This is a genomic window from Comamonas sp. JNW, assembly GCF_003105075.1.
Lineage (GTDB): Bacteria > Pseudomonadota > Gammaproteobacteria > Burkholderiales > Burkholderiaceae_C > Comamonas > Comamonas squillarum.
Genome location: NZ_QETI01000016.1, coordinates 41,084 through 65,552, shown reverse-complemented (window position 1 = coordinate 65,552; position 24,469 = coordinate 41,084). Strand labels below are relative to the sequence as shown.

The following is a 24,469-nucleotide window of genomic DNA, read 5'->3' as shown; positions in this document are numbered from 1 at the left end:
TCCGATTGTGCGATATGCCGACCAATTTTGCGGCAATTGATGCAGGATACATAAAAAGGGCGTGCAAATTCCGTACACTTCGCGCCTGTTTCGATTGTTTTAGTGAGGCCCGCCCCTGCGGGAACGCCCATGAAGTTTCGCTTTCCCATCGTCATCATTGACGAGGACTTTCGCTCGGAAAACACTTCCGGCCTGAGCATCCGCGATCTGGCGCATGCCATCGAGGAGGAGGGCTTTGAGGTGCTGGGCGTGACCAGCTATGGTGACTTGAGCCAGTTTGCGCAGCAGCAAAGCCGCGCCAGTGCCTTCATCCTGTCGATCGACGACGAGGAGTTCCAGCTCGGCGGCGGTGATGACCTGATCGTGCACAACCTGCGTGACTTCATCACCGAGGTGCGCCGCAAGAACCCGGATGTGCCGATCTACATCTATGGCGAGACCAAGACCAGCCGCCACCTGCCCAACGACATCCTGCGCGAGCTGCACGGCTTCATCCACATGTTCGAGGACACGCCCGAGTTCGTGGCCAAGCATATCCTGCGCGAAGCGAAGAACTATCTCGAAGGCATCCAGCCGCCGTTTTTCAAGGCGCTGCTGGACTACGCCGAAGACGGCTCCTACAGCTGGCACTGCCCCGGTCACGGTGGCGGTGTGGCGTTTTTGAAGAGCCCGATTGGCCAGATGTACCACCAGTTCTATGGTGAGAATATGCTGCGCTCGGACGTCTGCAACGCCGTCGAAGAGCTGGGCCAGCTGCTGGACCACAACGGCGCGATTGGCGAGAGCGAGCGCAATGCGGCGCGCATCTTCAATGCCGACCACTGCTTTTTTGTGACCAACGGTACCTCGACCTCCAACAAGATGGTTTGGCACCACACGGTGGCACCGGGCGATGTGGTGGTGGTGGACCGCAACTGCCACAAGTCCATCCTGCACTCGATCATCATGACGGGTGCGATTCCGGTGTTCTTGAAGCCCACGCGCAACCACTTCGGCATCATCGGCCCGATCCATGAGAGCGAGTTCTCGCCCAAGACCATCGAAGCCAAGATCGCTGCCAACCCGCTGCTCAAGGGTGTTGATCCAAAGGCCGTCAAGCCTCGCGTGCTGACGCTGACGCAATCGACCTACGACGGCGTGCTCTACAACACCGAGACCATCAAGCAAAAGCTCGATGGCTATGTGGACAACCTGCACTTTGACGAGGCCTGGCTGCCGCATGCCGCATTCCACCCCTTCTATGGCAGCTACCATGCCATGGGCAAGAAGCGCGCGCGCCCGAAACACTCGGTGGTCTATGCCACCCAGTCCATCCACAAACTGCTGGCCGGTATCAGCCAGGCATCGCACGTGCTGGTGCAGGACAGCCAGACGCAAAAGCTGGACTTCAACCTGTTCAACGAGGCGTACCTGATGCACACCTCGACCAGCCCGCAGTACAGCATCATCGCCAGCTGCGATGTGGCCGCTGCGATGATGGAGCCGCCCGGTGGCACCGCGCTGGTGGAGGAGTCGATCCTCGAGGCGCTCGACTTCCGCCGCGCCATGCGCAAGGTCGACGATGAGTTTGGTGAGGACGACTGGTGGTTCCAGGTCTGGGGCCCAGAAGCCCTGGCTGACGAAGGCGTGGGCTCTGCCCAGGACTGGATCATTCGTGGCCCGGACGCATCGCGCAAGACCAAGGGCAAGAACGGCAAGGAGTTCGACAACTGGCACGGCTTTGGCGATCTGGCCGATGGCTTCAACATGCTGGACCCGATCAAGTCCACCATCGTGACGCCGGGTCTGGACCTGGACGGTGACTTTGACGAGACCGGTATCCCCGCATCCATCGTCACCAAGTACCTGGCCGAGCACGGCGTGGTGGTGGAGAAGACGGGCCTGTACTCGTTCTTCATCATGTTCACCATCGGCATCACCAAGGGCCGCTGGAACACCATGTTGACCGCGCTGCAGCAGTTCAAGGACGACTACGAGAAGAACCAGCCGATGTGGCGCATCCTTCCCGAATTCTGCCAACAGCATAAGCGCTATGAGCGCATGGGCCTCAAGGACCTGTGCCAGCACGTGCACCAGCTCTACGCCAAGTACGACATCGCCCGCCTGACCACGGAGATGTACCTGTCGGACCTGACGCCGGCGATGAAGCCATCGGACGCCTTTGCCCACATCGCCCGCCGCAAGACCGAGCGTGTCGAGATCGACCATCTGGAAGGCCGCGTCACCGTGGGTTTGGTCACGCCATACCCACCCGGTATTCCGTTGCTGATTCCTGGCGAAGTCTTCAACAAGAAGATCGTGGACTACCTCATGTTCGCGCGTGAGTTCTCCAAGCTCTGCCCAGGTTTTGAGACCGATATCCACGGCCTGGTGGAGCTGGTGGACGAAGAGAGTGGTGAGGTGCGTTACTACGCCGATTGCGTGGCGCTGGACGCCAGTGACCAGGCCGTGCAAACCCAGGTGGTTTCTGCACCGGTGGCTTCGTCCAAGAAGCGCAGCCCCATGCTGGAAGGCAAGGCGCCCGCGTCGTCGGCCAAGAAGCGCACCACCGCTGCGATGAAGAAATCGCTCAAGGCGGAAAAGCCGATGGGTGATGCCAGCGAAGGTGTTGTCTCGCCGGTGGCCAAGACCCCGCAGGCAGCGCCCAAGCCACGCCGCGTGGCCAAGCCGCGCTCGCCCAAGGTCTGACCGGGCAGGTGAGTAGTGGCGGGGGATGTTGAGTCCCCTGCGTCACGCTTTCCTCAGCTCAAAAGCAGCGCAGAGGCGCTGCTTTTTTTATGCCCGCACATGACTCATGGCTCATGGTGTGCTTGCCACTTCGCCCGCAGGGGAGGGTGGCATGCCTTCTTCCCTCACGCGCCAGAAGGTGGCAAAGCGCGGCTTGCCGCTGTCGTGCACGCCACGGTAGCGGTAGGTCACCCAGCTGCCGATGGCGGGTGGATCGAGACGCTGGGCATCGCTCAAGCCACTGCCCAGCTTGAAGTCGATGCCATCAATGGTGCGTACCAGCAAGGCGCCCGTCATGCCTTCGTATTTGCCGCGCCCGGGTGCATAGCCCATCACCTGGGCCTCGGCATCCTCATGCGGCTTGAGTTTGAGCACATCGCCACTGCGGCCGCTGCGGTAGACGGCGCTGGCCTTGTGCAGCATCAGCCCTTCACCCCCGTCGCGCACGATGCGCCGCATCTGTGTCATTAGGCGGGCTTCGTCGGTCTCCTGCCATTGCGGTGCCGCCTGAACCCAGGGCTGCTGCACGGCAGCGACGAACTGCGCAATGGCTGGCAGGCGATCGCTGAAACTGCCTGGCGCGGCGGGTGCGTCAAACACCATAAAGTGCAGGTCCTGCCAGTCGGCATCCTCAGGCTTGGCTTTGCTGGTGATGGATTGGGCACGGGCAAACTGGCCGCGCCCGGCCCATAGCTCACCTTCCATCGGCGTGGCAGGCCAGCCGGCGGTGTACCAAGTGGGCGCGTGGATGGCAGTGCCCTGGCGCGTCCACAGCGCTTGGCCATCCCAGTAGCCGCGCACGCCGTCGTATTTCTCGCTCACCCAGTACTGCTGCAGGTCCAGTCCGCCGGGGTACTTTTGCGCAAGCCACAGCGCGGGTGGGCTGTTGGCCTGTGCCAGCACAGACCAGCAGCACAGCAGGGTGGCCAGCCACAGCTGGCGCCACCAGGGATGGACAGGGACACGCATGCAGCCTCCTCGGGCAGCGGCCGGGGTGGCCGCCTATCCGCATGCTAGCGGCGATAGCCAACACCTGCCAACCGCCGCTGTGGTTTGGCGCGGTAAGCAGATGTTGGGTTGCGCGGGGATGCCTAGGTGGTTCAGTGCGGACGAGACTGCAGCCGCGCGTACAGGCCGCCCAGGTCAAGCAGTTGCTGGTGCGTGCCTTGCTCGACCACCTGGCCGCGCTCCATCACCACCACGCGGTCTGCGTGTTCGATGGTGGACAGGCGGTGGGCGATGACCAAGGTGGTGCGGCCCTGCATCAGGCGTGAGAGGGCTTCTTGCACCAGGCGCTCGGATTCGGTGTCTAGCGCCGAGGTCGCTTCATCGAGGATCAGGATCGGCGCATTTTTGTACAGCGCCCGGGCAATGGCCAGGCGCTGGCGCTGGCCGCCAGACAGCTGGTTGGCATTGTGCCCAACGATGCTGTGGATGCCCTGGGGCTGGCGCTCGACAAAGTCCTGCAGGTTGGCGGCAGCCAGACATTCGAGCAGGCGTTTTTCATCGATGTCCTGGCCCAGCGCCACGTTGGCAGCGATGGTGTCATTGAACATCACCACATCCTGGCTGACCATCGCAAACTGGTTGCGCAGGTTGGGCAGGTCCCACTCGGCCAGGGCCACGCCATCAATGCTGATCTGGCCGTCGCTGGGCTCCACAAAACGCGGCAGCAGGTTGACGAGCGTGGTCTTGCCAGCGCCCGAGGGGCCCACCAGCGCCACGACTTCACCGGGGTGGATGGTCAGGCTCAGGTGGCGCAGCGCCGGGGCTTTGTCTTCGCCAAAGGCCACGCTGACATCCTGCAGCGCGATGGCGCCACGCGCTTGTTCGGTCTTGTAGCCACCGCCTTGCTCTGGCGGGATTTCCTCGAGCAGACCGAGGCCGCGCTCCAAGGCGGCAACGCCTCGCGTGAGCGGATTGGCCACATCGGCCAGGCGACGGATAGGCGCAATCAGCATCAGCATGGCCGAGATAAAGGCCACAAAGCCGCCAACGGTCACATCCTTGGCATTGATGCCGGTGGTGCGGCTTTGCCACAGCGCAATGCAGATCACCGCAGACAGCGCAACAGCGGCCAGCAGCTGGGTGAGCGGCGTCATCGCCGCCGAGGCGATGGTGGCCTTGATGGCGAGCTGGCGCAGCTTGCGGCTCAGAATCTGGAAGCGAGCGGACTGGCTGGACTGGGCGGCGTGGATGCGCACCATGCGGTGCGCGAGCACGTTCTCCTCGACCACATAGGCCAGCTCATCGGTGGCTTGCTGGCTGGCCTTGGTGATGTGGTAGAGGCGCTTGGAGAGCTTTTTCATGATCCACGACACGCTGGGTAGCAGTACAGCCACGATCAGGGTCAGCTGCCAGTTGAGGTAGAGCAGGTACATCAACAGCGCAATGACGGTGAAGCCATCGCGCGAGAGCATCAGCAAGGCCTGCACGATCAGGGTGGAGCCGTTTTGCACCTCATACACCACGGTGTTGGACAGCGCACTGGCAGACTGCTTGGTAAAGAGCCCCAGGTGCGCATCAAGCACCCGGCCAAAGAGGTTCTCGCGCAGGCGCATCATGCCGTCATTGGCAATGCGCGCTAGCGCATATTGGTTGATGAACTGCGCCAGGCCTCGGATGAAAAAGACGCCGACGATGGTCACAGGCACAGCCCACAGCGGCAAGGTGCCACCGGTAAAGCCCTGGTCGAGCAAAGGCTTAAGCAGGGCCGGGATGGCCGGCTCGGTGCCCGCTACAACGATGGTCGCGAGAATGGCAAGCACCCAGGTCCAGCGTTGGTAGCCAAAGTAGGGCGCCAGGCGCGACAGGCGTGCGCGCAGTGGCATCTGCGCAACGCTGCCAGCCGGTTTGTGGCCTTCGGTGCTGGCAGATGCCTCAGACGCACGTGCAGAAGATGGTTTTTCGGTTGTGGACATGTAGAGGTGATTCTAAAATGCACGGCTGTCGACGTTGGACGATAATAAAGAATTTGTGGGGTGTGTAACATCCTGCAGCCTTCAGGGCTTGTCATGCATAGCGCATTTATGATGGTCGGTAATGACTAAAACACGCTTCCCATCTCTCATCTCGGAGGCGGCCAAGCCGCTCTTCCATCGTCGTCACGTACTGGGTGCTGCGCTCGCAGCCCCTGCAGTCCCCGCCCTGGCGCAGTTCCGGGTTGAGATCAGTGGCGTTGGCATCAAGCAAATCCCCATCGCCTTGCCCAAGTTTCGGGGCGAAGATGCGTCGCCGCAAAAGATCTCTGCGATCGTGCAGGCCGATCTGATCCGCAGCGGTCTCTTCAAGCCCGTTGACGCATCGGGCGAACAGCTGGACGAGAGCTCTCGCCCCGATGTGGCCAGGTGGTCATCCGCCGGCGCCGAGTACCTGTCGGTCGGCAGTGTGAGCCGTGGCGCCAATGGCTTTGACGTGCGCTTTCGCTTGTGGGATGCCGTCAAGGGCGCCGACATGGGCGGTCAGAGCTACAGCGTGCCGCAGGCGGATCTGCGCTTGGTTGCGCACAAGATCTCGGACTACATCTACGAAAAAATCACCGGCGAAAAGGGCGTGTTCTCGACCCGCATTGCCTATGTGACCAAGGCCGGTCCCCGCTATACCCTCTGGGTAGCCGATTCGGATGGCGAGAATGCACAGTCGGCACTGGCCAGCCCCGAGCCCATCATCTCGCCCACCTGGTCGCCTGCCGGCACGCAACTAGCCTATGTGTCTTTCGAGTCGCGCAAGCCCGTGGTCTATGTGCACGAGGTCTCGTCCGGCCGCCGCCGCCTGATCGCCAATTTCCGTGGCTCCAACAGCGCGCCAGCCTGGTCGCCCGATGGCAGCACCTTGGCGGTGACCTTGAGCCGCGATGGCGGCTCGCAGCTCTACACCATCCCTTCGAGCGGGGGTGAGCCTCGCCGTCTGATGCAAAGCAGCGGCATCGACACCGAGCCAACGTACTCCAAGGATGGCCGCTATATCTACTTCGTCAGCGATCGTGGCGGTGCGCCGCAGATCTACCGCGTGGGCGCGCAAGGCGGCGGTGCAGAGCGCGTGACGTTCAGCGGGTCCTACAACATTTCTCCTTCCATCAGTCCTGATGGCAAGACACTTGCTTACATCACCCGCGCCGGTGGTGGATATAAATTGCAGGTCATGGATCTGGCTTCCAGCACTGTGGCGTCGGTCACCGACACCACGAGCGATGAAAGCCCCAGTTTTGCTCCGAACAGCCGACTCATCGTCTATGCAACCCGCGAAGGCGGTCGTGAAGCCCTCATGACCACGACGCTGGACGGCAAGATCAAAGCACGACTGGCAGGGCAGAGCGGAGACATACGGGAGCCCGATTGGGGCCCATACCAGCCCTAAGATTGGTTTTTGGCGAGTCAATTATTTTTATACGAGAAATTCGTTTCGGAGAGTTTTACATGTTGTCATTGAAGAAAGCTTCGCTGGCCCTGGTGGCCGCTGCCGTGTTGGCTGGTTGCAGCTCTGCGCCTCCGCTGGATAACGCACCTGTGGAAGACAAGGGTGCTGCTACCGCCGGTCAAGGCGCTGGCGCCGGTGGTGCTGGCCAAAGCACCGTTGGTGGTGTGGACCTGAACAACAGCGCAGCCAACGGCCAAGGCCCTGTCGGCGTTGCACGCATTGTGTACTTTGACTTCGACAGCTACTCGGTCAAGCCCGATGCGCAATCGATGCTGGATGCACACGCACGTTTCCTGAAGGCCAACCCTTCGCGCAAGGTCATGCTCGAAGGCAACACCGACAACCGCGGTGGCCGCGAGTACAACCTGGCCCTGGGCCAAAAGCGTGCTGAAGCCGTTCGCCGTTCGCTGAACGTGCTGGGCGTGAGCGACAGCCAACTCGAAGCCGTGTCTTTCGGCAAGGAAAAGCTGGCTGCTGAAGGTAGCTCGGAAGATGCGCACGCACAAAACCGCCGCGTTGAACTGAACTACCGTTAATAAGGCTCCATGAACCTCACTCGCAGTACTCCCCGTTGGATTGCACTGGCCGCGTTGATGGCCTGTGCAAGCACCTCCCAAGCCGCTTTGTTTGAAGATGGCGACGCACGTCGCGCCATCATTGAACTGCGCCAGCGTGTCGATCAGCTGACGCAAGGCAACAACCAAAATGGTGAGGACACCTCGCAAGTGCGTCGCAGCCTGCTGGACTTTCAATCGCAGATTGAATCCATGCGTGGCGAGATGAACAAGTTGCGCGGTGAAAACGAGACGCTGCGACGTGAGGTTGCCGATCTGAAGCGCGGTCAGACTGATTTGGCCAAGGGTGTCGAAGCCCGGCTCCAGCAGTTTGAACCCGTTTCGGTCACCGTAGATGGGCAGGAGTTCAAGGCCGATCCTGCCGAAAAGCGTGATTTCGAAGCCGCGCTGGGCGTGTTTCGCACCGGTAAGTTTGCCGATGCCGCTGGCGTGTTCAGCAGCTTCATCCAGCGCTACCCCAAGAGTGGCTATGTGCCATCGGCACGCTTTTGGCTGGGCAACGCGTACTATGCCACCCGCGACTACAAGCCCGCCATCGACAATTTCAAGCTGATCCTGGCCCAGGCGCCCGAGCATATGCGTGCGCCTGATTCGGCACTGTCCATTGCCAACTGCCAGATCGAGCTCAAGGACACCAAGGCCGCCCGCAAGACCTTGGAAGACCTGATTGCTGCCTACCCGCAAAGCGATGCGGCAGCGGCTGCCAAAGAGCGCCTCTCCAAGCTGAAGTGATATGAGTGCACCGTCTCCATCGGCGCCCGATCGGCAGGACGCCGAGGCGGACGTTGACACACAAAGGCGCTTTGGCGGGCTGGACCGCCTGTTTGGCGTTGCGCCTGCCGCGCAAATGCGCGCAAGCGCTATCGCCGTTATCGGCATCGGGGGCGTGGGCTCCTGGACGGCCGAGGCCCTGGCCCGCAGTGGCGTTGCCAGGCTTCGCCTGATCGACTTGGACAATGTGGCCGAGTCCAACATCAATCGCCAGATCCACGCGCTGACAGACACCATTGGCATGGCCAAGGTCGACGCGATGCGCGAGCGCATCCGCCAGATCAACCCCCATTGTGAAGTTGAGGTGGTAGAGGACTTCCTCACTGCCGATAACTGCGCCGCATTGCTCGATGGCGTTGACGGCTTTGTCGACGCCTGTGACCAGGTGCGTGCCAAGGCGGCAATGGCCAACTGGGGGCGGCGCCACCAGCGTCCTTTTGTATGCATCGGTGCGGCAGGCGGCAAACGCCTGGCCTGGAAGGTGGAGCAGGCCGACCTGTCACAGACCACGCACGACCCCTTGCTGGCCCAGGTGCGCTACCGCTTGCGCAAAGAATATGGCGCCCCCAAGGATGGCAAGAAAATGAATGTGGCCTGCATCTACAGCCAGGAGGCCGTGGCCGGCCCCGACCCTTCCTGCGCCGTGGATGGTGATGGCTCGCTGAACTGCCACGGTTATGGCTCATCGGTGGCGGTGACCGCGACCTTCGGAATGTGCGCGGCCAGCTGGATTCTGGAAAAGTTGGCACTTTCCCCAAAATGACAAAAAACCTACGCTATAATTTAAGTCTGTTGTGAGCAAGACCAGTTCTTAGGAATTTGTCAAGCAAACACGGCGGGTCTTTAGCTCAGTCGGTAGAGCAGCGGACTTTTAATCCGTTGGTCGCGAGTTCGAATCTCGCAGGACCCACCATATATAACAAGGAAACCCTGCTATCTCATAGGTAGCAGGGTTTTTCGTTTGTCTGGCGCGAAACAAGACATGTCTCCTATGCGGTACCGGGCAAATGATGCCATCGGTGTGTCGTTCGGTGGTGGCTTGGTGTCGCCACGAGCCATGCTCGGTGTAGCGCTCGGCACTGGTCTTGCCTGAAGGTTCATCGACTCCAAGATCTTTCAGCCTGATGCAAACGCAGGATGACCCGAAGGGCTTTCGCCACCTGGCCGTGGAGATAAGGGAATTGCTGCTGCGCGTTATCGGCAATGCGGTCGCCCAAGTGGGGCGCGGCGGCCTAGAAGGAGTCAGCCAGCAGGGCTTGCCCCAGTGTCCCGGATGATTTGCTCAGCCCATCAAGCGTTGCTCAAAGTCGGCGGCGGCGCGTCAGGCATTGGCGGCAAGTACGGACCCGCGTTAATCAGAAAGCCAGTGGGTGTGTGGCGGTAGTCCTTCTGCATTTACGCCTCCGTTTTCGGTATCTACCCACAGGCGTATCAGCTATCCCTGACAGGCCTCGTCATCAGAATTTGGGACAGTGAAGCTGTCGATTCACGGTCTGACAGGAGTTATACGTGCCGCACATCACACTTCCATCCGCTGACAATCAAGAGGTTCGCCTCCACTATCAGGACTATGGCCAAGGCAAACCGGTTGTGCTTATTCATGGCTGGCCGCTGAGTGGCCGTAGTTGGGAAGCGCAGATCCTGCCGCTGGTTGAGGCTGGATTCCGCGTCATTACGTATGACCGCAGAGGATTCGGAGAGTCCTCGCAGCCCTGGTCTGGCTATGACTACGACACTTTTGCCAAAGATCTTGAGGCTTTGCTCGACGCCCTGACGCTCCAAGATGTCACCTTGGTCGGCTTTTCTATGGGGGGTGGAGAAGTGGCCCGCTACCTGGGTTTATATGGCAGCAAGCGTATCGCCAAGGCCGTGTTCGCGGCGGCTGTCACCCCGTACCTGCTCAAGACAGACGACCACCCAGAAGGCCCGGTGACAGAAGAGGCCATTGCGGAGAAGGACGCAGCCATCCGCGCTGACCGCCTGGCTTTCTTGGAAAAATTTACCCATGATTTTTTCACCCCCAAAGGCGGAAAGCTGGCCGTCAGCGAAGCCCAACGTGCTTATGCGTATGCCATCGCTACGTTGGCATCACCTAAAGCCACGCTCGATTGCAGGCATGCATTCTCGCGCACTGATTTTCGGGGAGACCTGAGAAAGATCACCATCCCCACCTTGGTGTTGCACGGTGACAGTGATGCCATCGTACCGTTTGAAGTGAGCGGCCATCATACGCACCAACTGGTGAAAGGATGCGAGTTGCACCTCATCCAGGGAGGCCCGCATGGTTGCAATGTATCGCATGCAGCTGAGTTCAATCAGGCCCTGATCAGCTTTATGAAGCGAGGCTAATTAACGTCAATCGCTGGGATTGGCGGAGGTCAGAGGCGGATGGCGAGTTAATCTAAGGCCGTTAAATGGCTGCCAAAGAGGGATTGGCAAATGCCAGTCTCCAGCCAAAACCGTGATCTATTTGCCCGAACTGGCAGTGGCTTGGATGGGTTGAAGGCGCGGGCGTAAACCGTAGCTCGCGAATTGAAAAAATAGCACGCTCCGCCGAATAAAACTTTAAAAATCAAGCCCTTGCGTGCATCGCGCGAGGGCTTTTCTTGCGTTCCGTTCCGCAATTTTCGGGCGTGCTCCGCAATGCGTATGCAGTGAATAACTGGAGATGGGGCGCGTAAAAAAAAGCCACCGGCTGGGGTGGCTTGAATGCCCGCAGGGTTACGGGCGGGAGGGAGCTGTGCAAAGGGCTGGTAGGTCAACCAGCCCCATGACTTGAGATGATCCTATGCAAGCGATTGGCCGGGAGTTTGTCTCTGGTGTGAAGCGCAATGTAACTCTTTGAAACTCTGTGGATAGGTCTCACCTAGCCCGCAGCTGGCCTGTAGCCAGGCTGGGTGCCGTGTGCATGGTGGAAAAGCGATCTGTTTGGGCGCTTGGGCGCGGTCGCCGTGCAACGGATATTGGCCGTTATTCAAAAGCGACACCAGGCGGTGGATGGGCGTACCCTCCATGCCATAGCAGGCAGGGATCTGTCATGCCGGGGTTGCGGAGCCTTATTGCTGCGGCAGCATTCGAGGCTGCGGTTGGGATAGTGACATGCAGGCACCACCCTTTGGAGGCGAATGAGGCGCGAACGCAAAGATCGTCGCAAGGTCTCCCATGGCCCTTAGCCCGGCCCAGCCTTGGCTACTTGAGATCGTGCCGCCTCAGTGCATTCTGGGTGCGTCTGAAAAAAGGCAGGGCTCTGGGTGCCTGGTCCAGATCGGCCTGCGCAATGTTCGGCTGCTGGGCAGGCGCATAGCGCTCGCCTGGAAACAGGCTTTCCTCTATTTTTCTGAAGGTTCTGGGGCCCACGCTGGGCATTTGCAAAAGCTTTTCCGGGTAGCTCTGGGCTACCTGTTCAATGGTGGTAATGCCATTTCTTGCAAGCACTCGCCACAAATGAGGCGGTAGCAAGCCTTGCAAGGTCGTAGCCGCATGGAGCGATGGGTGTGCAGTGCTGGTATTCATCTCTAGCCATCCAACAATGTAGAACTGAAACGCCGCAGCCCGGGTGCGTTGGGAAGTGAAGGGCTGCGGAGTTTGAAGCATAGAGTGAGCGCGTAACAATTGGTATCACTGAAAATAGTGATTCTGTCAATGTCAACGCAAAAAGAAGGGGTGTGCCGAGGTCTGCACTGGAGGATATCTAGCGTCGTATCGCTCGCTACGACTCCGTGCCGGGTCCTGGGGTGCCGGCCAAGCAGGATTGCCAACTATAGGGCCTCGGCCCACCAATGGCCAAGCACCTCTGCCACACGTGCGGCACAGGCCAGAGCGCTTCCTAAGCAGGCCTGTGGTTCGCCTGCAGTTGACCATCCATGCTGCCAGACCTGGAGAGCTGATCGGTCAGGGCCAGCAGTGATGGGATTCTGTGCGCGCCCGCCATGCGCGAGACCCGGGCACTGGCTAATTGAGGGCTGACGCCTACGGCTGTCACAAACAGGGGGCGCTGCGATTGCCCGCGGCGCACCTGAACCACGTCCGGGCAAGACGCCACACCATGAAACGCGGTCTTTGCAACGCCGATGACTGGCGCAGCGCCATCCAGTGCCTCGTAGAGGTGGGCGCCCAGCCCCGCACGCTTTTCGTCGCCCAGCCACACATAGCCGTCGATGACGATGGCTTGGGGCAGTGCGGGTAGCGTTTGCAGAACACTCAGCAGACAAGGCAGCTCACGCTTGTAAAACGCCCCGGGTTCATAGTCTTGTATGGCTTCGATATGGGCCAGGTAGTGGTGCAGGGCGGCTGGTGATGACCAATCGCTCGCAGTGACGCAAGCGGCTTGCGCCTTTTGGCCCTGGTAGTGGACATCCAGAATCGCAATCATGGTGCGGATTCCCTGGCTGAGCCGCCACTTCTGCTGATGGCTTGCATGACTCGAGTCTTCGTGGGGGCTGCAGTGAGGAGCGAGCCCATCGCTTATTCCAATTCCAGATCCAGGCGCTGCTTAGCCGTGCTGAGCTTGCTTTCCAAGGCGGAGAGGCGCAGCGCGTACGCGTATTTTGTTTCTTCCGCTTGGGGATCGATGCCGTCCAGAAAGGTCATGAATGCCACCTGGTAGTCTTTCACGGCCTTCTTGGCGTCGCTCCCCTTGGCTTTGCCGAGCACTTTTTGGTAGACGTTCTTGGATGCCTGCAAGACTGCAGTTCGGCAGTCCAGGAAATCGCTGTAAGCCTGTTGTGGTGTTGTCTCACCCTGGTTCGCCTGGAGGCGACCTATCGTATATTCTTCCTTGCAGATCATGGCTTTGATCTTCAAGGTCTTCCAGGCAAAGGCTTTTTGTGAGGCGGGACTGGCGTGGGACAGACCTGCATATGTGAATAATACACATGAGAGTGACAAAGTAAGCCGGGACAACATGGTGGACACCTGGTGTTCTGAAGACGCAGGCAGTTTACGGCCATCCGGGCTGAGCGCTGCAGCGGAAATTCTCTTTGTCTTGGTGCGCAACTGGTGCGAAAGGCATCCGCAAGCTGCCCGCGGGCAAGAGACGGCCACGATGGACGTATATCAAGGACGATCACCGCTGCAGCTCGCCACCAAGTCCCAAAAAAAGGCCACCCGAAGGTGGCCCGAGGCGCTGAAAAAAGCCGTTCCTGATCGCTCAGGCATGTTCATGCAAATATAGAGAGGGAGGGAGGATGGTGCATGAATCCGGCAAAATCGTTAGATATATTCTATAGATTGATATAAAACGATTTTGCAAGGGTATTCCCTTGGTTCGCAAAAAAAGAGCCTGCGTTCAGCCGGCTCTCAAGCGATGACTAGCTCATACTTCGTTCTAGCACCTCCCTATATTCATAAAATCATAAGCTAGACCAATTGCAGGACGGTCTTGGTACCATCAACAACTGTCAGGGCATGCGTGTCAGCATGTGAGCTTGCGATGCAACATCATCGGGCTCACACCCCTTGGACGGAATTGCCCGGCCGGCCTGGCCATCCCAATGCCATCTCGCCCAGTGGGCCCACTGGATCGACTCGGCCCACTTGGCCCACCTGAACCACTTCACCCACTTGGCAAATCCATGCCAATGGTGGTCCTTCATGGGGCCTAGCAAGCCTGAAGGCTGGCACCGATCCCTCGGCAGCTCGTGCCTGCACCAAACGCTGCACTCGGCAAAAAATTTCAACCCAGCAACAAGCTTCCCGCATCCAGAGCAGGAGGTCGCAAAAGATCGTCATTGACCCCCATGGCCAGGCTTGCGCGCTCAATGGCCTGCCAGAGGTTCGAAGGCATCTGCAGAATTTCTTCGGGGGAATTGGACTGGTCAATCCAGGCGCTGATCTCGCCATGTTGGGCATGGGTGAGCAGCTCCAGGCTCAGCATTTCGTCGATGGTTTTCATAAAGCTCAAGCGGTGTGCACGGGCGAGATGACCGCAGTCATGCGCCATCGGCAATCAAAAGGAAATCGGGGCGGAGAGGGGACGGGCAAGTCTGCTGCGTGCGTCAAGGAGCGGCTGGTACTTGAAGCGCGTATCCATGTGCGTGCGTGTCCGGGCTGCAGTTGCGTTGCGCTTGGGTGGCCATGGAATCCTCCTGATGCTATGCCCCACTGTAACCGGTTCCGGAGCGCACGCAGGCGCATTGGTTGCCATGCAACACAATCCGAGGTTGCGTTGCGGCCGGGAGGGTGTAGGCAGCTGTCATACAGGTCATGCCGCAGGGCGGGGGAGTAGCCGCTGGGCGCGGGGACAAGGCATTTCGCCCGACAATAGCGGCTCTCGAAAGACAAGGAAAAGCTGTGGTCCCTTCCCAAGAATATGCTGCGTTGATGGCCAGTTACCAAAAGCTGGTGGCCGAGGTCAACCAGAAAACGGCCCTGGTGCGCATCGCATCGCTCAAAGGGCCTCAGGCCATGCGTGCTGCGATGGCGACTGCTGCAAAGGCTGAACGCCGGCGCGATGTGCTGGCCGCCAAGCTGGCGGCGCTCGGGGTGGTGGTGGGTGACTGACGCCAAACTGGAGCGTGCAGCCAAAAATCTGCCTGTATGGGCAATGAAGGCGGTGCTGCGGCAAAGCACATAGGTGCTTGCCTTAGCGCAGCGATGCTGCGGGGCGGCATGAGCCCGGCGCCGCCAACCGGTATAAGCGGCCAGCGCGCAATGCCCGCAGCGCTTAGGCTGGCGTGCAAAACGCCCGGTTGGGGTAGAGAATATCCGTAAGCACATGGTGGCCACGGGTCTGCAGCAGGTAGGTGCCTGGCCCGCCGTCAGCAATGGCCTGCTCCAGCAGTTCCAGGAATTGCTGGCGATGGTGGACGTCATCGGGCAGCCAGGCAGAGGCAGCCACGGCGTTGTCCGCGCCGCTGCCTTTGGAATTGATCAACCTAATCTCTTTCATGTTGAACAATTCTCCATACGTGATTGACATTGTGCAAGCAGTTTTTGCTTGAGTTAGCAATGGTTAAAGAATCACCCAATAAAAACATTCACATACCGTTAGGTTCGGGCAGCAACATAAGCCCATGTGCATCAAGCGTTTTTACCGTTTTTTGGGTGGTTGATCACGCGCTCTACGCGACCATGAGGGTGGCGACTTTTGATTGCGGATGTAACAAAAAAACCTGTGAACTGGATCCGCGTTGCCGATCTTGGCGGGATGCAGATGGGTTTGGGCTGGTCAGAATGCGCGCGCGGCAGGATTTTTCGCGCACAATGCTGCCTCTCGCAATGGCGTGCTTGTACTCTGGGCTTGGTGATAGCCGTTGGGCGGTTGGCCAGGGGAGGGTTGAGCACGCTGCAGATGCCGGGGAGGGCGCGGGTCCTTCTTATAGGTGCACTAAATGCATTTAAATGTAGAAGGACTCAACCAGCGCTTGCGGTGGCTTTAGCGGTATTTGCACACATTTGGTGCAAAGATGCCGATGGATGCCTCGCATAGGTGCAAAGGTCACTGTCTGCTAGCACATACGTGACATATTTGGCAATCCTTGGCATCCCTCTTGTGAGAGTTGGTTAGACCTATATGCTGTCTCCGCATCGCACTTGATAGTTGCTCTATTGGCAATGATTGCGATCCATAGCTTGATTAAAAAAAGGATTCCGATATGAAGGTACCGTTTCGCCTCAACTCGATGGTGGTTGCATTTGGTTTGGCCGGCAGCATGCTCGCTGGCGCCGCCCAGGCTCAAAATATCAAGATTGGTGTGGTCATTCCTGCGACGGGTCCGCTGACCCAGTACGGCGACATGGTCAAGGAGGGTGTGGATACGGCGCTCGAGCAGATCAATGCAGCCGGTGGTGTCAATGGCAACAAGCTCGAAGCGGTGATCGTTGACGATGCCTGCGAGCCCAAGCAAGGCCCAGTGGCCGCCAACCGCGTGGTCAACGCCAAGATCCATTACGTGGTCGGCCCCGTGTGCTCGGGCGCTGCCATTGCTGCGGCACCCATCTACAACAACGAAGGTGTGGTGGTGGTGACTCCGTCGGCCACGTCGCCAGCGCTCACCGAAGGCAAGAACTTCAGCTCGATCTTCCGCACCATTGGCCGTGACGACCAGCAAGGTCCTTTCGCTGCCAAGTTCATTGCCCAGAACGTCAAGCCCAAGAAGGTTGCCGTGCTGCACGACAAGCAATCCTACGGCCAGGGCATTGCCACGGCCGTGCGTGACACGCTCAAGGCCGACGGCGTGAACGTCGCGCTGTTCGAAGGTATCAACGCCGGTGACAGCGACTACTCTGCCGTGATCACCAAGCTGAAAAGCGCCGGTGTGGACTTTGTCTACTACGGCGGCTACCACCCAGAGATGGGCCTGCTGCTGCGCCAATCGGCTGAGCAAGGCCTGAAGGTCCGCATCATGGGCCCAGAAGGCGTGGGCAACCCTGAAATCAACGCCATCGCCGGCCCGGCTGTTGAAGGCATGCTGGTGACCTTGCCTGCGGACTTCGCTTCCAACCCCAAGAACGCCGCCATCGTCAAGGCATTCAAGGACAAGAAGCGCGATCCTTCCGGCTCGTTCCAGATGGGCTCGTACACCGCTGTGCAAGTCATTGCTGACTCGATCAAGGCCGTGGGCAATGATGGCGCCAAGGTGGCCAAGCACCTGCATACCGCAACTTTTGAAACCCCACTGGGCAAGCTCGCCTGGGATGCCAAGGGTGACCTGAAGTCCTACGACTTCCAGGTGTTCAGCTGGCACAAGGACGGCAGCAAGTCGCCTGCAACCAAGTAAGTGTTTGGCAAAAGCATGGCTCTAAAACATAGAGCCATGCTTTTTTATTTTGGCGGCCACAAGCGCCAATGGAATTGGGTTGGTACGGTATGAACGATTTTTTGCCCCAATTCATACAACAGTTGTTCAATGGTCTGTCACTGGGCGCGATCTACGCGCTGGTGGCCATTGGCTACACGATGGTGTATGGAATTATCGGAATGATTAATTTCGCCCATGGCGAGATTTATATGATTGCGGCCTATATCGGCCTGGTGACCTTGTCGGCCATCGGCACGCAAAGCGGGCTGCCGGTCTTTGTGGTGATCGGTGCCATGCTGCTCGTAGCGGTGGTGCTCACCGGTGTCTATGGCTATGTGGTCGAGCAGGTGGCTTATAAGCCCTTGCGCAGCAGCCCCCGTCTGGTGGCCCTGATCTCGGCCATTGGTATGTCAATCTTTTTGCAAAACTGGGTGGCCCTGGGCCAGGGCGCACGTGATATGGCGGTGCCTTCGCTGTTGCCTGGTGCCTTCAACTTTCACATGGGTGATTTCGAGGTCTTTGTGCCCTACACCCGCATCTTGATCATCGTAGTTGCCGTGGTGCTGATGGCCGCGCTGACCTTCTACATCCGCCACTCGCGCATGGGCCGCGCCTCGCGCGCCTGCTCGCAAGATATGCAGATGGCCAATCTGTTGGGCATTGACACCAACAAGGTGGTGTCGTTCACCTTCATTCTGGGCGCGGTGCTGGCTGCGGTGGGCGGCGTGCTGATTGCGCTGGCGATCGGCAAGCTCAACCCGTATATCGGTTTTGTTGCGGGCATCAAGGCCTTCACAGCGGCGGTGCTGGGCGGCATCGGCAGCATTCCGGGTGCGATGCTGGGCGGCGTGCTGCTGGGCGTGGCCGAGACCATGGCTGCCGCCTATATCTCGTCCGAGTACAAGGACATCGTCGCCTTCGGTCTGCTGGTGCTGATCCTGCTCTTTCGCCCCACGGGCCTGTTGGGCAAGCCTGAAGTGGAGAAAGTCTGATGGTGAAAGCGAACATCAAGAACGCCATCATCTCGGCCGTGCTGGCCGCTTTGGTGGTGGTCCCCATCTTTGGCCTGCACCTGGAGCGCAAGGGCGGCCAGAACTACATTGAGCCGCACTGGAACCTGGTGATCTGGGGCTTTGTCATCGTGCTGGTGCTGCAGCTGGTCAAGCCGATGCTGGGCAAGCATATGGCCCGGGTGCAGGCGCCGCGACTGCCCGAGGTCAGCGCCCGCATGCGCATGACGCTCATGTGGCTGGTGATTGTGGCGGCCATTGCCTGGCCGTTTTTCAGCGGCCGCAACGCGGTCGATATTGCCACCTTGGCCTTGATCTATGTGATGCTGGGCCTGGGCCTGAACATCGTGGTCGGCTTTGCCGGTCTGCTCGATCTGGGCTTTGTCGGCTTTTATGCGGTGGGCGCCTATACCTATGCCTTGCTGTTCCACTGGGCCGGCTGGTCGTTCTGGGAAGCGCTGCCGCTGTCCGGCGCAGCCGCTGCCCTGTTCGGCTTCTTGCTGGGATTTCCGGTGCTGCGCCTGCGCGGCGATTACCTGGCGATCGTGACCCTGGGCTTTGGCGAAATCATCCGCCTGCTGCTGGTCAACCTGGTGGACTTCACCGGCGGGCCGGACGGCATCTCGAGCATTCCCAAGCCCACCTTCCTGGGCTTTGAGCTGACCCGTTCGGCCTCGCAAGAGGGTGCGCAGACCCTGCAGCAGTTCCTGGGCATCGAGTTCAACACCATGCACATGGTGGTGTTCCTCTACCTGTTGGCGCTGGGCCTGGCCTTGGTCACCTTGTGGATCAGCAACCGTTTGATCCGCATGCCCATTGGCCGCGCCTGGGAAGCGCTGCGTGAAGACGAAGTCGCCTGCCGCTCACTGGGCATGAACCCCACGAAGATCAAGCTCTCGGCCTTCACGTTGGGCGCCATGTTTGCCGGTTTTGGCGGCGCATTCTTTGCCGCGCGCCAGGGCATTGTCAGCCCCGAGTCGTTCAGCTTTATCGAGTCGGCCCTGATCCTGGCCATCGTGGTGCTGGGCGGCATGGGCTCGCAAATCGGCGTTGTCGTGGCCGCGATCCTGATCACGGTGCTGCCTGAGCTGGCACGCGAGTTCTCGGAATACCGCATGCTGATTTTCGGCCTGGTGATGATCTTGATGATGGTCTGGCGTCCGCAGGGCTTGTTCCCGATGAAGCGCCACCATGAAGAGTTGAAGCAATGACCGTAAACACGGAAAACGCAAACAGGGAGAAGTGTTTATGAGTCGAAGCATACTGAAGGTCGAAGGCCTGTGCATGCGCTTTGGCGGCTTGCTCGCGGTCGACCAGGTCGCGCTCGATGTCAAGCCGCAGGAGGTGTTCGCCATCATTGGCCCCAATGGTGCGGGCAAGACCACCGTGTTCAACTGCATCAGCGGTTTCTACAAGCCCACGGCCGGTACCGTGTCGCTGGGCGGGCAGTCGATTGCCGGCCTTGCCAGCCATGAGGTGGCCAACCACGGCGTGGTGCGTACCTTCCAGAACGTGCGCCTGTTCAAGGGCATGACCGTGCTGGAGAACCTGCTGGTGGCCCAGCATCAGCAGATCAAGCGCAACCTGCTCTCGGGCCTGTTCAAGACTAAGGCCTACCGCGCGGCCGAAGAGCACGCCAAGGAGCAAGCGGCCCACTGGCTGGATGTGATGGGCCTGCGCGCCTTCACCAACCGCGAGGCGGGCAACCTGGCCTATGGCCACCAGCGCCGGCTGGAGATTGCGCGCTGCATGATCACCAAGCCCAAGCTGCTGATGCTCGACGAGCCTGCAGCGGGCCTGAACCCGCAAGAGAAGGTGGAGCTGCAGCACCTCATCGACCGCTTGCGCCGCGAGTACGGCGTGACGGTGCTGCTGATCGAGCATGACATGAGCCTGGTGATGGGGGTGTCCGAGCGCATCCTGGTGATGGAGTATGGCAAGCCGATTGCATTGGGTGTGCCGGAGGTCATTCGCAATGACGAACGCGTGATCAAGGCATACCTGGGAGAGTCCTGATGCAGCCGATGTTGGAAATCAAGAATATCAGCACGCATTACGGTGCGATTTGTGCAGTCAACGATGTGAGCCTGCATGTCAATGAGGGGGAGATCGTCTCGCTGATCGGCAGCAATGGCGCTGGCAAGACCACGTTGCTGATGAGCGTCTGCGGCAATCCCTGCGCCACCACGGGCTCGATCAAGTTCGAGGGTGAAGAGCTGGTGGGGCAGTCCTCGCACCTGATCATGCGCAAGGGCATTGCGATCTCGCCCGAAGGCCGGCGCGTCTTCAAGGACCTCACGGTCATGGAGAACCTGCAGATGGGCGCGTTCTTCTTGAACAAGCAGGAGATTGCGCACGGCATTGACTATGTCTACGGGCTCTTTCCCCGCCTCAAGGAGCGTGCCGAGCAGCGCGCCGGCACCATGTCGGGCGGCGAGCAGCAGATGCTGGCCATTGGACGGGCGCTGATGAGCAAGCCGCGCCTGCTGCTGCTCGATGAACCCACCTTGGGCCTGGCGCCGCTGATCATTGCGCAGATCTTCGAGATCATCAAGGCCGTGCGTGAGCAGGGCGTGACCGTGTTCCTGGTCGAGCAAAACGCCAACCAGGCGCTGCAGATCGCCGACCGGGGCTATGTGCTGGAGACCGGCAAGGTCACGCTGGAAGACAGCGGGGTCAACCTGCTGCGCAACCAGGACATCCGCAAGGCCTACCTGGGCGGCTGATCGGCGCAGCGGCAGACGCTGCCACTACCCAAAGCAAAACCGCTCCTGGCTGCATGGTCAGGAGCGGTTTTTTAATGCCTGGGCGCTGCGTTAGCGCTGGTAGTAGGCCTGGATGATGCGGCAGGCCTCATGCACATCGTCGGTGATGTGGAAGAGCTTGACGTTCTCGGGCGAGATGGTTCCGTACTCGATCATCACATCGAAGTTCAGCATGCGCGACCAGTAGTCCACGCCAAACAGCACAATGGGCACACCCTTGGCCTTGTGGGTCTGCACCAGGGTGAGCACTTCGAACAGCTCATCCATCGTGCCAAAGCCGCCGGGAAACACCACCAGGGCCCGCGCGCGCATCATCAGGTGCATCTTGCGCAGCGCAAAGTAGTGGAACTTGAAGCACAGCGCCGGCGTGATGTAGCGGTTGCCCGACTGCTCATGGGGCAAGGTGATGTTCATGCCGACATTGGGTGCGTGCTCCTCGGAGGCGCCCCGGTTGGCCGCTTCCATGATGCCGGGGCCGCCGCCAGTGCAGATGTAGAGGCGGTCTTCGAGCTTCTGGGTTTCGCTGAACTTGGCCACCAGGCGTGCAAAGCGGCGTGCGGCGTCGTAGTAGCGGCTGGTGGCCATGGCGCGCTGCGCCACGGCAATCGCTTGCGCATCGCCCTGGGCCTGGGCGGCCGCCAGCAGCAGCTCAGCCTCTTCAGGCGCCACAAAGCGCGCGCTGCCAAACACCACGACGGTGTTGTTGATGCCTTGGGCGGTCAGCTCCAGGTCGGGCTTGAGCATCTCGAGTTGAAAGCGGATCGAGCGGGTCTCGCGGCGGCTCAGAAACTCGGGGTCTGCAAAAGCCAGGCGGTAAGAGTCGCGCTTGGCCGCCTGCTCTGCAGGTATGTCGGCACCGAACAGGTTCCAGTCATGCGCCATGACTTGTTCGTCGAGTTGGGTGTTGGCGTCCATGGTCTTCTCCAGCTTTCACAATGCCAGTGCCCGGCAGGCACCAGCGTTCACAAAAAACACAAACAGCGCAAGCGGGGCCTGCGCTGCTACTGAATATAGAGCGATTTGGGCATGCACTCGCGGCAATGCCTTAAAAAATACGCCTTAAGGATTCTTAGCGCCCACCCCACAGCGCCTGGCCGGTCGCCAGGCCCAGGGCCGTCAACGCCAGCGAGCCCAGCAGGTGCAGGCTGCATTGCAACAGCGCCAGGCCGTAGCGCTGGGCCTGCAGCATCGATACCGTCTCGGCAGAGAAGCTGGAAAAGGTGGTGAGGGCGCCCAGAAAACCGGTGATCAGCACCAGGCGCCAGACCGGGTCGATGCCCGGTGCGTTTTGGAACAGCGCCACCAGCAGGCCAATGGCGTAGCCGCCCCCCAGGTTGGCCGCCAAGGTGCCCCAGGGCAGCAAGGCATGGGGCTGGTTGAGCCAGCGGCCCAGTTGCCAGCGTGCCAGCGCGCCCAGGCAGGCGCCAATCGATATGCCAAGAACATTCCACATGGCAGGCAGCTTAGCAGGGCGCAGCTGCACTGCGTGAAAAATCGGTGCCACGCCAGTGATGCTTCCCAGCTCAGCGCGTTTGCACAATGTCCTGCCAGGCGGCATAGGCGGCCAGCACCGCAGCGCGTTGCACAGTATGCGCAAAGACCAGCGCATCGCCCACCACCGTCTGGTCCGGGAACTCGGTGATCAGGCTCACGGGGGTCAGGCCGTTGTTGTCGACCTGCATCGTGCAGGGTGTGCCATGCCGCAGCTCAAACGGCTGGCGGCCGGAATGGCTTTGGTACAGCGCCAATTGGCGGCGGTTGTACTCCGGCAAGCCCGCCACCTGCAGCAGGGCCTGCGCCACCCGCTCGGCCAGCGCTTCGGCCTGCGGCTGCCACTCTTCCTGGTAGCGCAGAATCAGGAAAAAGCCCTTCGGAATGGTCCAGAGGTCAAAGCCCTGGGGCACATAGCCGGACAAGGGGCGCGTCCATTCATGGGCGGGATAGCCATGCAGGCTCAGGTGCAGCTGCGCGCCGCTGGCGGCAATCGCATCACGGCGCAGTGCGCCTTCGTACCAGGGGGCATGGTCGCGGTAGGCCAGGTCATCGCCCAGCGCGGTATAGCGTGCTGCATGGTGCATCTGCTCGGGGGCGTAACGGCAGTACCACTGGTGCAGGTCATAGCCGTCGGGGTTCTCGACGGGGATGTAGGCAAAGTGGCTGTCCGCCTGCTGCGCCAGTGCCAGCGCGCCGCGCAAGGCGCCTGTCACACCTGATATCTCATTGGCATGCTGGCCGCCACTCAGCACCACCGGATGCTCGCTGCCCTTTTTGTAGGTGGCGGCTATGCGGCGGCCCTGCACGCTCTGGCCCTGGCAGGCGCTGCCATAGGCATCAAACAGCGGCTGGACCAGCGCATCCATCTGGGCCAGGCTCGGCGCGCGCTGCAGCTGCGCTGCGGCCGCATCGGCCTGGGCAAAGCTGTGGGGGCTATAGGTAGCGGTTGGCAGGCCTTCTTCCACCTCGGGCAGGGGCTCGCTCAGCGCGAGTGCGCGGATCTGCAAGCCGACCGTTGTCAGCTCCAGCGGATGGGACTGTGCGGCGATCTGGATGTCCGGCACGATCTGGCCCGGTTGCAGGCGGCGGTCACCGGCTGCGCGCCCGGACAGCTTTTGAAAATGTTCCAGCAGCGAGAAATACAGGTCCTCGTGCATGGCTTCGGGCGTGCTCATGGTCTCGCCGGTGCCGGCAATCGCTTGTTCAAATCCGGGCAGTTGCATGGCGATATGCAGACGGCCAAAGAAGGGCTCGGTCTTGGGCCAGGCATGGTGCTCAATGGCCTGCATGGCCTGGCTATAGGCTGCCTCGTAGTCCGTGAGCAGGGCGGCATCGTGCACGGTGCGGCCTTGGGCGTCATGCGCCTGCTGCCAGCCGCAGGGGGTGATGCCGCTGCTGCCGTGCGCTGATTGGAAAGCCCGGTTGGGCGCGAACACCTGCAGGCTTTGTGTGCGCCCATCCTGGTAGCGCAGCGCCAGGGTGTAGTTGCTGTTGTGCTGGCCGGCGGCCATCTGCAGATCGACACCGTGTGGCAGCATGGCGGCCAGCGGGTAGGCCTCCAGCATAAAACGGTTGGGCGCCGCATCCGCATGCAGCGGATAGTGCAGCTGCAGGCTTTGCAGCCCGGTGGTGTCTAGGTCTTCCAGCACCGCATGTACCATCGGCTTGTAGGCACTGCGAATGCGGGCGCGGATGCCGTGCTTGGCCAGTTGCTGCTCAGCCGCCCGGCGTGCATCAACGCCTTCAAAACACCAGAGCTGCCATGCCAGCTCGGGCTGCGGATGGGCCAAGCGCTCAGCCATCCATTGGCTGAGCGTGCGGTTGAGGGTGTGGGAGAGCAGAAGCGTCATGGCAGGGCCTGGGGTGTGGATGCTGGTGATCCACCAGCATAGAACAAGCGCGCTGTTCCTGCTGTCCCCGGGCGCTTATTCCCGCCTGAACCTCGTCCCTGGCGGTGCCTTGGCCGCCTA

General features: G+C 60.4%; 23 protein-coding genes and 1 tRNA gene. 14 read left to right on the top strand and 10 right to left on the bottom strand.

Annotated elements, in window-relative coordinates; translation table 11 throughout:
* Nucleotides 1–129: 129 nt before the first annotated feature.
* Nucleotides 130–2,688 (top strand): arginine/lysine/ornithine decarboxylase, encoded by a 2,559-nt coding sequence (locus DCO45_RS19505; protein WP_232539319.1) that lies wholly within the window; start codon nt 130–132, stop codon nt 2,686–2,688.
* Between the two features lie 111 nt (nt 2,689–2,799).
* Here DCO45_RS19505 and DCO45_RS19500 read toward each other — a convergent pair whose 3' ends face one another.
* Both DCO45_RS19500 and msbA read right to left on the bottom strand, forming a co-directional pair.
* On the bottom strand, nt 2,800–3,696 hold the full coding sequence (locus DCO45_RS19500; protein WP_243419428.1) for a DNA ligase: 897 nt from the start codon (nt 3,694–3,696) through the stop codon (nt 2,800–2,802).
* A 131-nt stretch (nt 3,697–3,827) separates the two neighbouring features.
* Entirely contained in the window at nt 3,828–5,558 is a 1,731-nt protein-coding gene (gene msbA / locus DCO45_RS19495) for a lipid A export permease/ATP-binding protein MsbA (RefSeq protein WP_116927368.1), read from the bottom strand.
* A gap of 211 nt (nt 5,559–5,769) precedes the next feature.
* On the opposite strand from msbA, the gene tolB reads away from it, so the two are divergent.
* The 6 genes from tolB to DCO45_RS19465 all read left to right on the top strand — a co-directional run bounded on the left by tolB (nt 5,770) and on the right by DCO45_RS19465 (nt 10,838).
* Nucleotides 5,770–7,083 (top strand): Tol-Pal system beta propeller repeat protein TolB, encoded by a 1,314-nt coding sequence (gene tolB / locus DCO45_RS19490; RefSeq protein ID WP_116927367.1) that lies wholly within the window; start codon nt 5,770–5,772, stop codon nt 7,081–7,083.
* Between the two features lie 59 nt (nt 7,084–7,142).
* Nucleotides 7,143–7,679, top strand: a complete 537-nt coding sequence (gene pal / locus DCO45_RS19485; RefSeq protein ID WP_116927366.1) for a peptidoglycan-associated lipoprotein Pal — start codon at nt 7,143–7,145, stop codon at nt 7,677–7,679.
* A 9-nt stretch (nt 7,680–7,688) separates the two neighbouring features.
* Nucleotides 7,689–8,450, top strand: a complete 762-nt coding sequence (gene ybgF, locus DCO45_RS19480; protein WP_027011353.1) for a tol-pal system protein YbgF — start codon at nt 7,689–7,691, stop codon at nt 8,448–8,450.
* A gap of 1 nt (nt 8,451) precedes the next feature.
* Complete coding sequence (locus DCO45_RS19475) at nt 8,452–9,252, top strand: tRNA threonylcarbamoyladenosine dehydratase (RefSeq protein ID WP_116927365.1); 801 nt, start codon at nt 8,452–8,454, stop codon at nt 9,250–9,252.
* Between the two features lie 74 nt (nt 9,253–9,326).
* Nucleotides 9,327–9,402, top strand: a tRNA-Lys gene (locus DCO45_RS19470).
* A gap of 596 nt (nt 9,403–9,998) precedes the next feature.
* A complete protein-coding gene (locus tag DCO45_RS19465) occupies nt 9,999–10,838 on the top strand; it encodes an alpha/beta hydrolase (protein ID WP_116927364.1) in 840 nt (279 codons plus the stop codon).
* Nucleotides 10,839–11,678: 840 nt separating this feature from the next.
* On the opposite strand, the gene DCO45_RS19460 is transcribed toward DCO45_RS19465, so the two are convergent.
* From DCO45_RS19460 to DCO45_RS22785, 3 genes are all read right to left on the bottom strand, one after another.
* Nucleotides 11,679–12,002, bottom strand: a complete 324-nt coding sequence (locus DCO45_RS19460; RefSeq protein WP_133248211.1) for a helix-hairpin-helix domain-containing protein — start codon at nt 12,000–12,002, stop codon at nt 11,679–11,681.
* A gap of 313 nt (nt 12,003–12,315) precedes the next feature.
* Nucleotides 12,316–12,861: an endonuclease V gene (locus DCO45_RS19455; protein ID WP_116927362.1), complete on the bottom strand. Its 546-nt coding sequence runs from the start codon at nt 12,859–12,861 to the stop codon at nt 12,316–12,318.
* Between the two features lie 92 nt (nt 12,862–12,953).
* Nucleotides 12,954–13,292 (bottom strand): hypothetical protein, encoded by a 339-nt coding sequence (locus DCO45_RS22785; RefSeq protein WP_133248210.1) that lies wholly within the window; start codon nt 13,290–13,292, stop codon nt 12,954–12,956.
* Here DCO45_RS22785 and DCO45_RS19445 point away from each other — a divergent pair.
* Nucleotides 13,276–13,662 carry a hypothetical protein gene (locus DCO45_RS19445; protein ID WP_133248209.1) on the top strand — a complete coding sequence of 129 codons (387 nt, stop codon included), beginning with the start codon at nt 13,276–13,278 and terminating at the stop codon, nt 13,660–13,662. The two genes, DCO45_RS22785 and DCO45_RS19445, sit on opposite strands and share 17 nt — an antisense overlap.
* Nucleotides 13,663–14,163: 501 nt before the next feature.
* On the opposite strand, the gene DCO45_RS19435 is transcribed toward DCO45_RS19445, so the two are convergent.
* Nucleotides 14,164–14,382, bottom strand: coding sequence for a hypothetical protein (locus DCO45_RS19435; RefSeq protein ID WP_116927358.1), 219 nt, complete (start codon nt 14,380–14,382; stop codon nt 14,164–14,166).
* Between the two features lie 428 nt (nt 14,383–14,810).
* Here DCO45_RS19435 and DCO45_RS19430 point away from each other — a divergent pair, with 428 nt between their 5' ends.
* Entirely contained in the window at nt 14,811–14,990 is a 180-nt protein-coding gene (locus DCO45_RS19430) for a hypothetical protein (RefSeq protein WP_116927357.1), read from the top strand.
* Nucleotides 14,991–15,153: 163 nt separating this feature from the next.
* Here the strand turns inward: DCO45_RS19430 and DCO45_RS19425 are convergent, their stop codons facing one another.
* Entirely contained in the window at nt 15,154–15,363 is a 210-nt protein-coding gene (locus DCO45_RS19425) for a hypothetical protein (protein WP_133248208.1), read from the bottom strand.
* Between the two features lie 721 nt (nt 15,364–16,084).
* On the opposite strand from DCO45_RS19425, the gene DCO45_RS19420 reads away from it, so the two are divergent.
* From DCO45_RS19420 to DCO45_RS19400, 5 genes are all read left to right on the top strand, one after another.
* Nucleotides 16,085–17,209 (top strand): branched-chain amino acid ABC transporter substrate-binding protein, encoded by a 1,125-nt coding sequence (locus DCO45_RS19420; protein ID WP_116927355.1) that lies wholly within the window; start codon nt 16,085–16,087, stop codon nt 17,207–17,209.
* 89 nt (nt 17,210–17,298) lie between these two features.
* Complete coding sequence (gene livH / locus DCO45_RS19415) at nt 17,299–18,222, top strand: high-affinity branched-chain amino acid ABC transporter permease LivH (protein WP_116927424.1); 924 nt, start codon at nt 17,299–17,301, stop codon at nt 18,220–18,222.
* Nucleotides 18,222–19,451 carry a high-affinity branched-chain amino acid ABC transporter permease LivM gene (locus DCO45_RS19410; RefSeq protein ID WP_116927354.1) on the top strand — a complete coding sequence of 410 codons (1,230 nt, stop codon included), beginning with the start codon at nt 18,222–18,224 and terminating at the stop codon, nt 19,449–19,451. The genes livH and DCO45_RS19410 overlap by 1 nt, the downstream gene beginning before the upstream one ends.
* A 37-nt stretch (nt 19,452–19,488) precedes the next feature.
* A complete protein-coding gene (gene livG, locus DCO45_RS19405; protein WP_116927353.1) occupies nt 19,489–20,256 on the top strand; it encodes a high-affinity branched-chain amino acid ABC transporter ATP-binding protein LivG in 768 nt (255 codons plus the stop codon).
* An 8-nt stretch (nt 20,257–20,264) separates the two neighbouring features.
* Entirely contained in the window at nt 20,265–20,966 is a 702-nt protein-coding gene (locus DCO45_RS19400) for an ABC transporter ATP-binding protein (protein WP_116927423.1), read from the top strand.
* A 90-nt stretch (nt 20,967–21,056) separates the two neighbouring features.
* On the opposite strand, the gene DCO45_RS19395 is transcribed toward DCO45_RS19400, so the two are convergent.
* The 3 genes from DCO45_RS19395 to DCO45_RS19385 all read right to left on the bottom strand — a co-directional run bounded on the left by DCO45_RS19395 (nt 21,057) and on the right by DCO45_RS19385 (nt 24,349).
* The gene (locus tag DCO45_RS19395; RefSeq protein WP_116927352.1) at nt 21,057–21,920 is read right to left on the bottom strand and encodes a TIGR00730 family Rossman fold protein; all 864 of its coding nucleotides are present in this window, start codon (nt 21,918–21,920) and stop codon (nt 21,057–21,059) included.
* Nucleotides 21,921–22,074: 154 nt separating this feature from the next.
* Nucleotides 22,075–22,458, bottom strand: coding sequence for a fluoride efflux transporter CrcB (gene crcB, locus DCO45_RS19390; RefSeq protein ID WP_116927422.1), 384 nt, complete (start codon nt 22,456–22,458; stop codon nt 22,075–22,077).
* Between the two features lie 70 nt (nt 22,459–22,528).
* The gene (locus tag DCO45_RS19385) at nt 22,529–24,349 is read right to left on the bottom strand and encodes a peptidase M14 (protein ID WP_116927351.1); all 1,821 of its coding nucleotides are present in this window, start codon (nt 24,347–24,349) and stop codon (nt 22,529–22,531) included.
* Nucleotides 24,350–24,469 lie beyond the last annotated feature (120 nt).

Excerpts from the sequence above, each read along its gene's own strand:
- ybgF (WP_027011353.1), top strand. The coding sequence starts at position 7,689 with ATGAACCTCACTCGCAGTACTCCCCGTTGGATTGCACTGGCCGCGTTG.
- DCO45_RS19460 (WP_133248211.1), bottom strand. The coding sequence starts at position 12,002 with ATGAATACCAGCACTGCACACCCATCGCTCCATGCGGCTACGACCTTG.
- DCO45_RS19420 (WP_116927355.1), top strand. The coding sequence starts at position 16,085 with ATGAAGGTACCGTTTCGCCTCAACTCGATGGTGGTTGCATTTGGTTTG.
- DCO45_RS19505 (WP_232539319.1), top strand. The coding sequence starts at position 130 with ATGAAGTTTCGCTTTCCCATCGTCATCATTGACGAGGACTTTCGCTCG.
- tolB (WP_116927367.1), top strand. The coding sequence starts at position 5,770 with ATGACTAAAACACGCTTCCCATCTCTCATCTCGGAGGCGGCCAAGCCG.
- livH (WP_116927424.1), top strand. The coding sequence starts at position 17,299 with ATGAACGATTTTTTGCCCCAATTCATACAACAGTTGTTCAATGGTCTG.
- msbA (WP_116927368.1), bottom strand. The coding sequence starts at position 5,558 with ATGCCACTGCGCGCACGCCTGTCGCGCCTGGCGCCCTACTTTGGCTAC.
- DCO45_RS19395 (WP_116927352.1), bottom strand. The coding sequence starts at position 21,920 with ATGGACGCCAACACCCAACTCGACGAACAAGTCATGGCGCATGACTGG.
- DCO45_RS19475 (WP_116927365.1), top strand. The coding sequence starts at position 8,452 with ATGAGTGCACCGTCTCCATCGGCGCCCGATCGGCAGGACGCCGAGGCG.
- DCO45_RS19500 (WP_243419428.1), bottom strand. The coding sequence starts at position 3,696 with ATGCGTGTCCCTGTCCATCCCTGGTGGCGCCAGCTGTGGCTGGCCACC.
- DCO45_RS19445 (WP_133248209.1), top strand. The coding sequence starts at position 13,276 with ATGGCTTTGATCTTCAAGGTCTTCCAGGCAAAGGCTTTTTGTGAGGCG.
- livG (WP_116927353.1), top strand. The coding sequence starts at position 19,489 with ATGAGTCGAAGCATACTGAAGGTCGAAGGCCTGTGCATGCGCTTTGGC.
- DCO45_RS19455 (WP_116927362.1), bottom strand. The coding sequence starts at position 12,861 with ATGATTGCGATTCTGGATGTCCACTACCAGGGCCAAAAGGCGCAAGCC.
- DCO45_RS19385 (WP_116927351.1), bottom strand. The coding sequence starts at position 24,349 with ATGACGCTTCTGCTCTCCCACACCCTCAACCGCACGCTCAGCCAATGG.
- pal (WP_116927366.1), top strand. The coding sequence starts at position 7,143 with ATGTTGTCATTGAAGAAAGCTTCGCTGGCCCTGGTGGCCGCTGCCGTG.
- DCO45_RS19435 (WP_116927358.1), bottom strand. The coding sequence starts at position 14,382 with ATGAAAACCATCGACGAAATGCTGAGCCTGGAGCTGCTCACCCATGCC.
- DCO45_RS19410 (WP_116927354.1), top strand. The coding sequence starts at position 18,222 with ATGGTGAAAGCGAACATCAAGAACGCCATCATCTCGGCCGTGCTGGCC.
- DCO45_RS19400 (WP_116927423.1), top strand. The coding sequence starts at position 20,265 with ATGTTGGAAATCAAGAATATCAGCACGCATTACGGTGCGATTTGTGCA.
- DCO45_RS19430 (WP_116927357.1), top strand. The coding sequence starts at position 14,811 with ATGGCCAGTTACCAAAAGCTGGTGGCCGAGGTCAACCAGAAAACGGCC.
- crcB (WP_116927422.1), bottom strand. The coding sequence starts at position 22,458 with ATGTGGAATGTTCTTGGCATATCGATTGGCGCCTGCCTGGGCGCGCTG.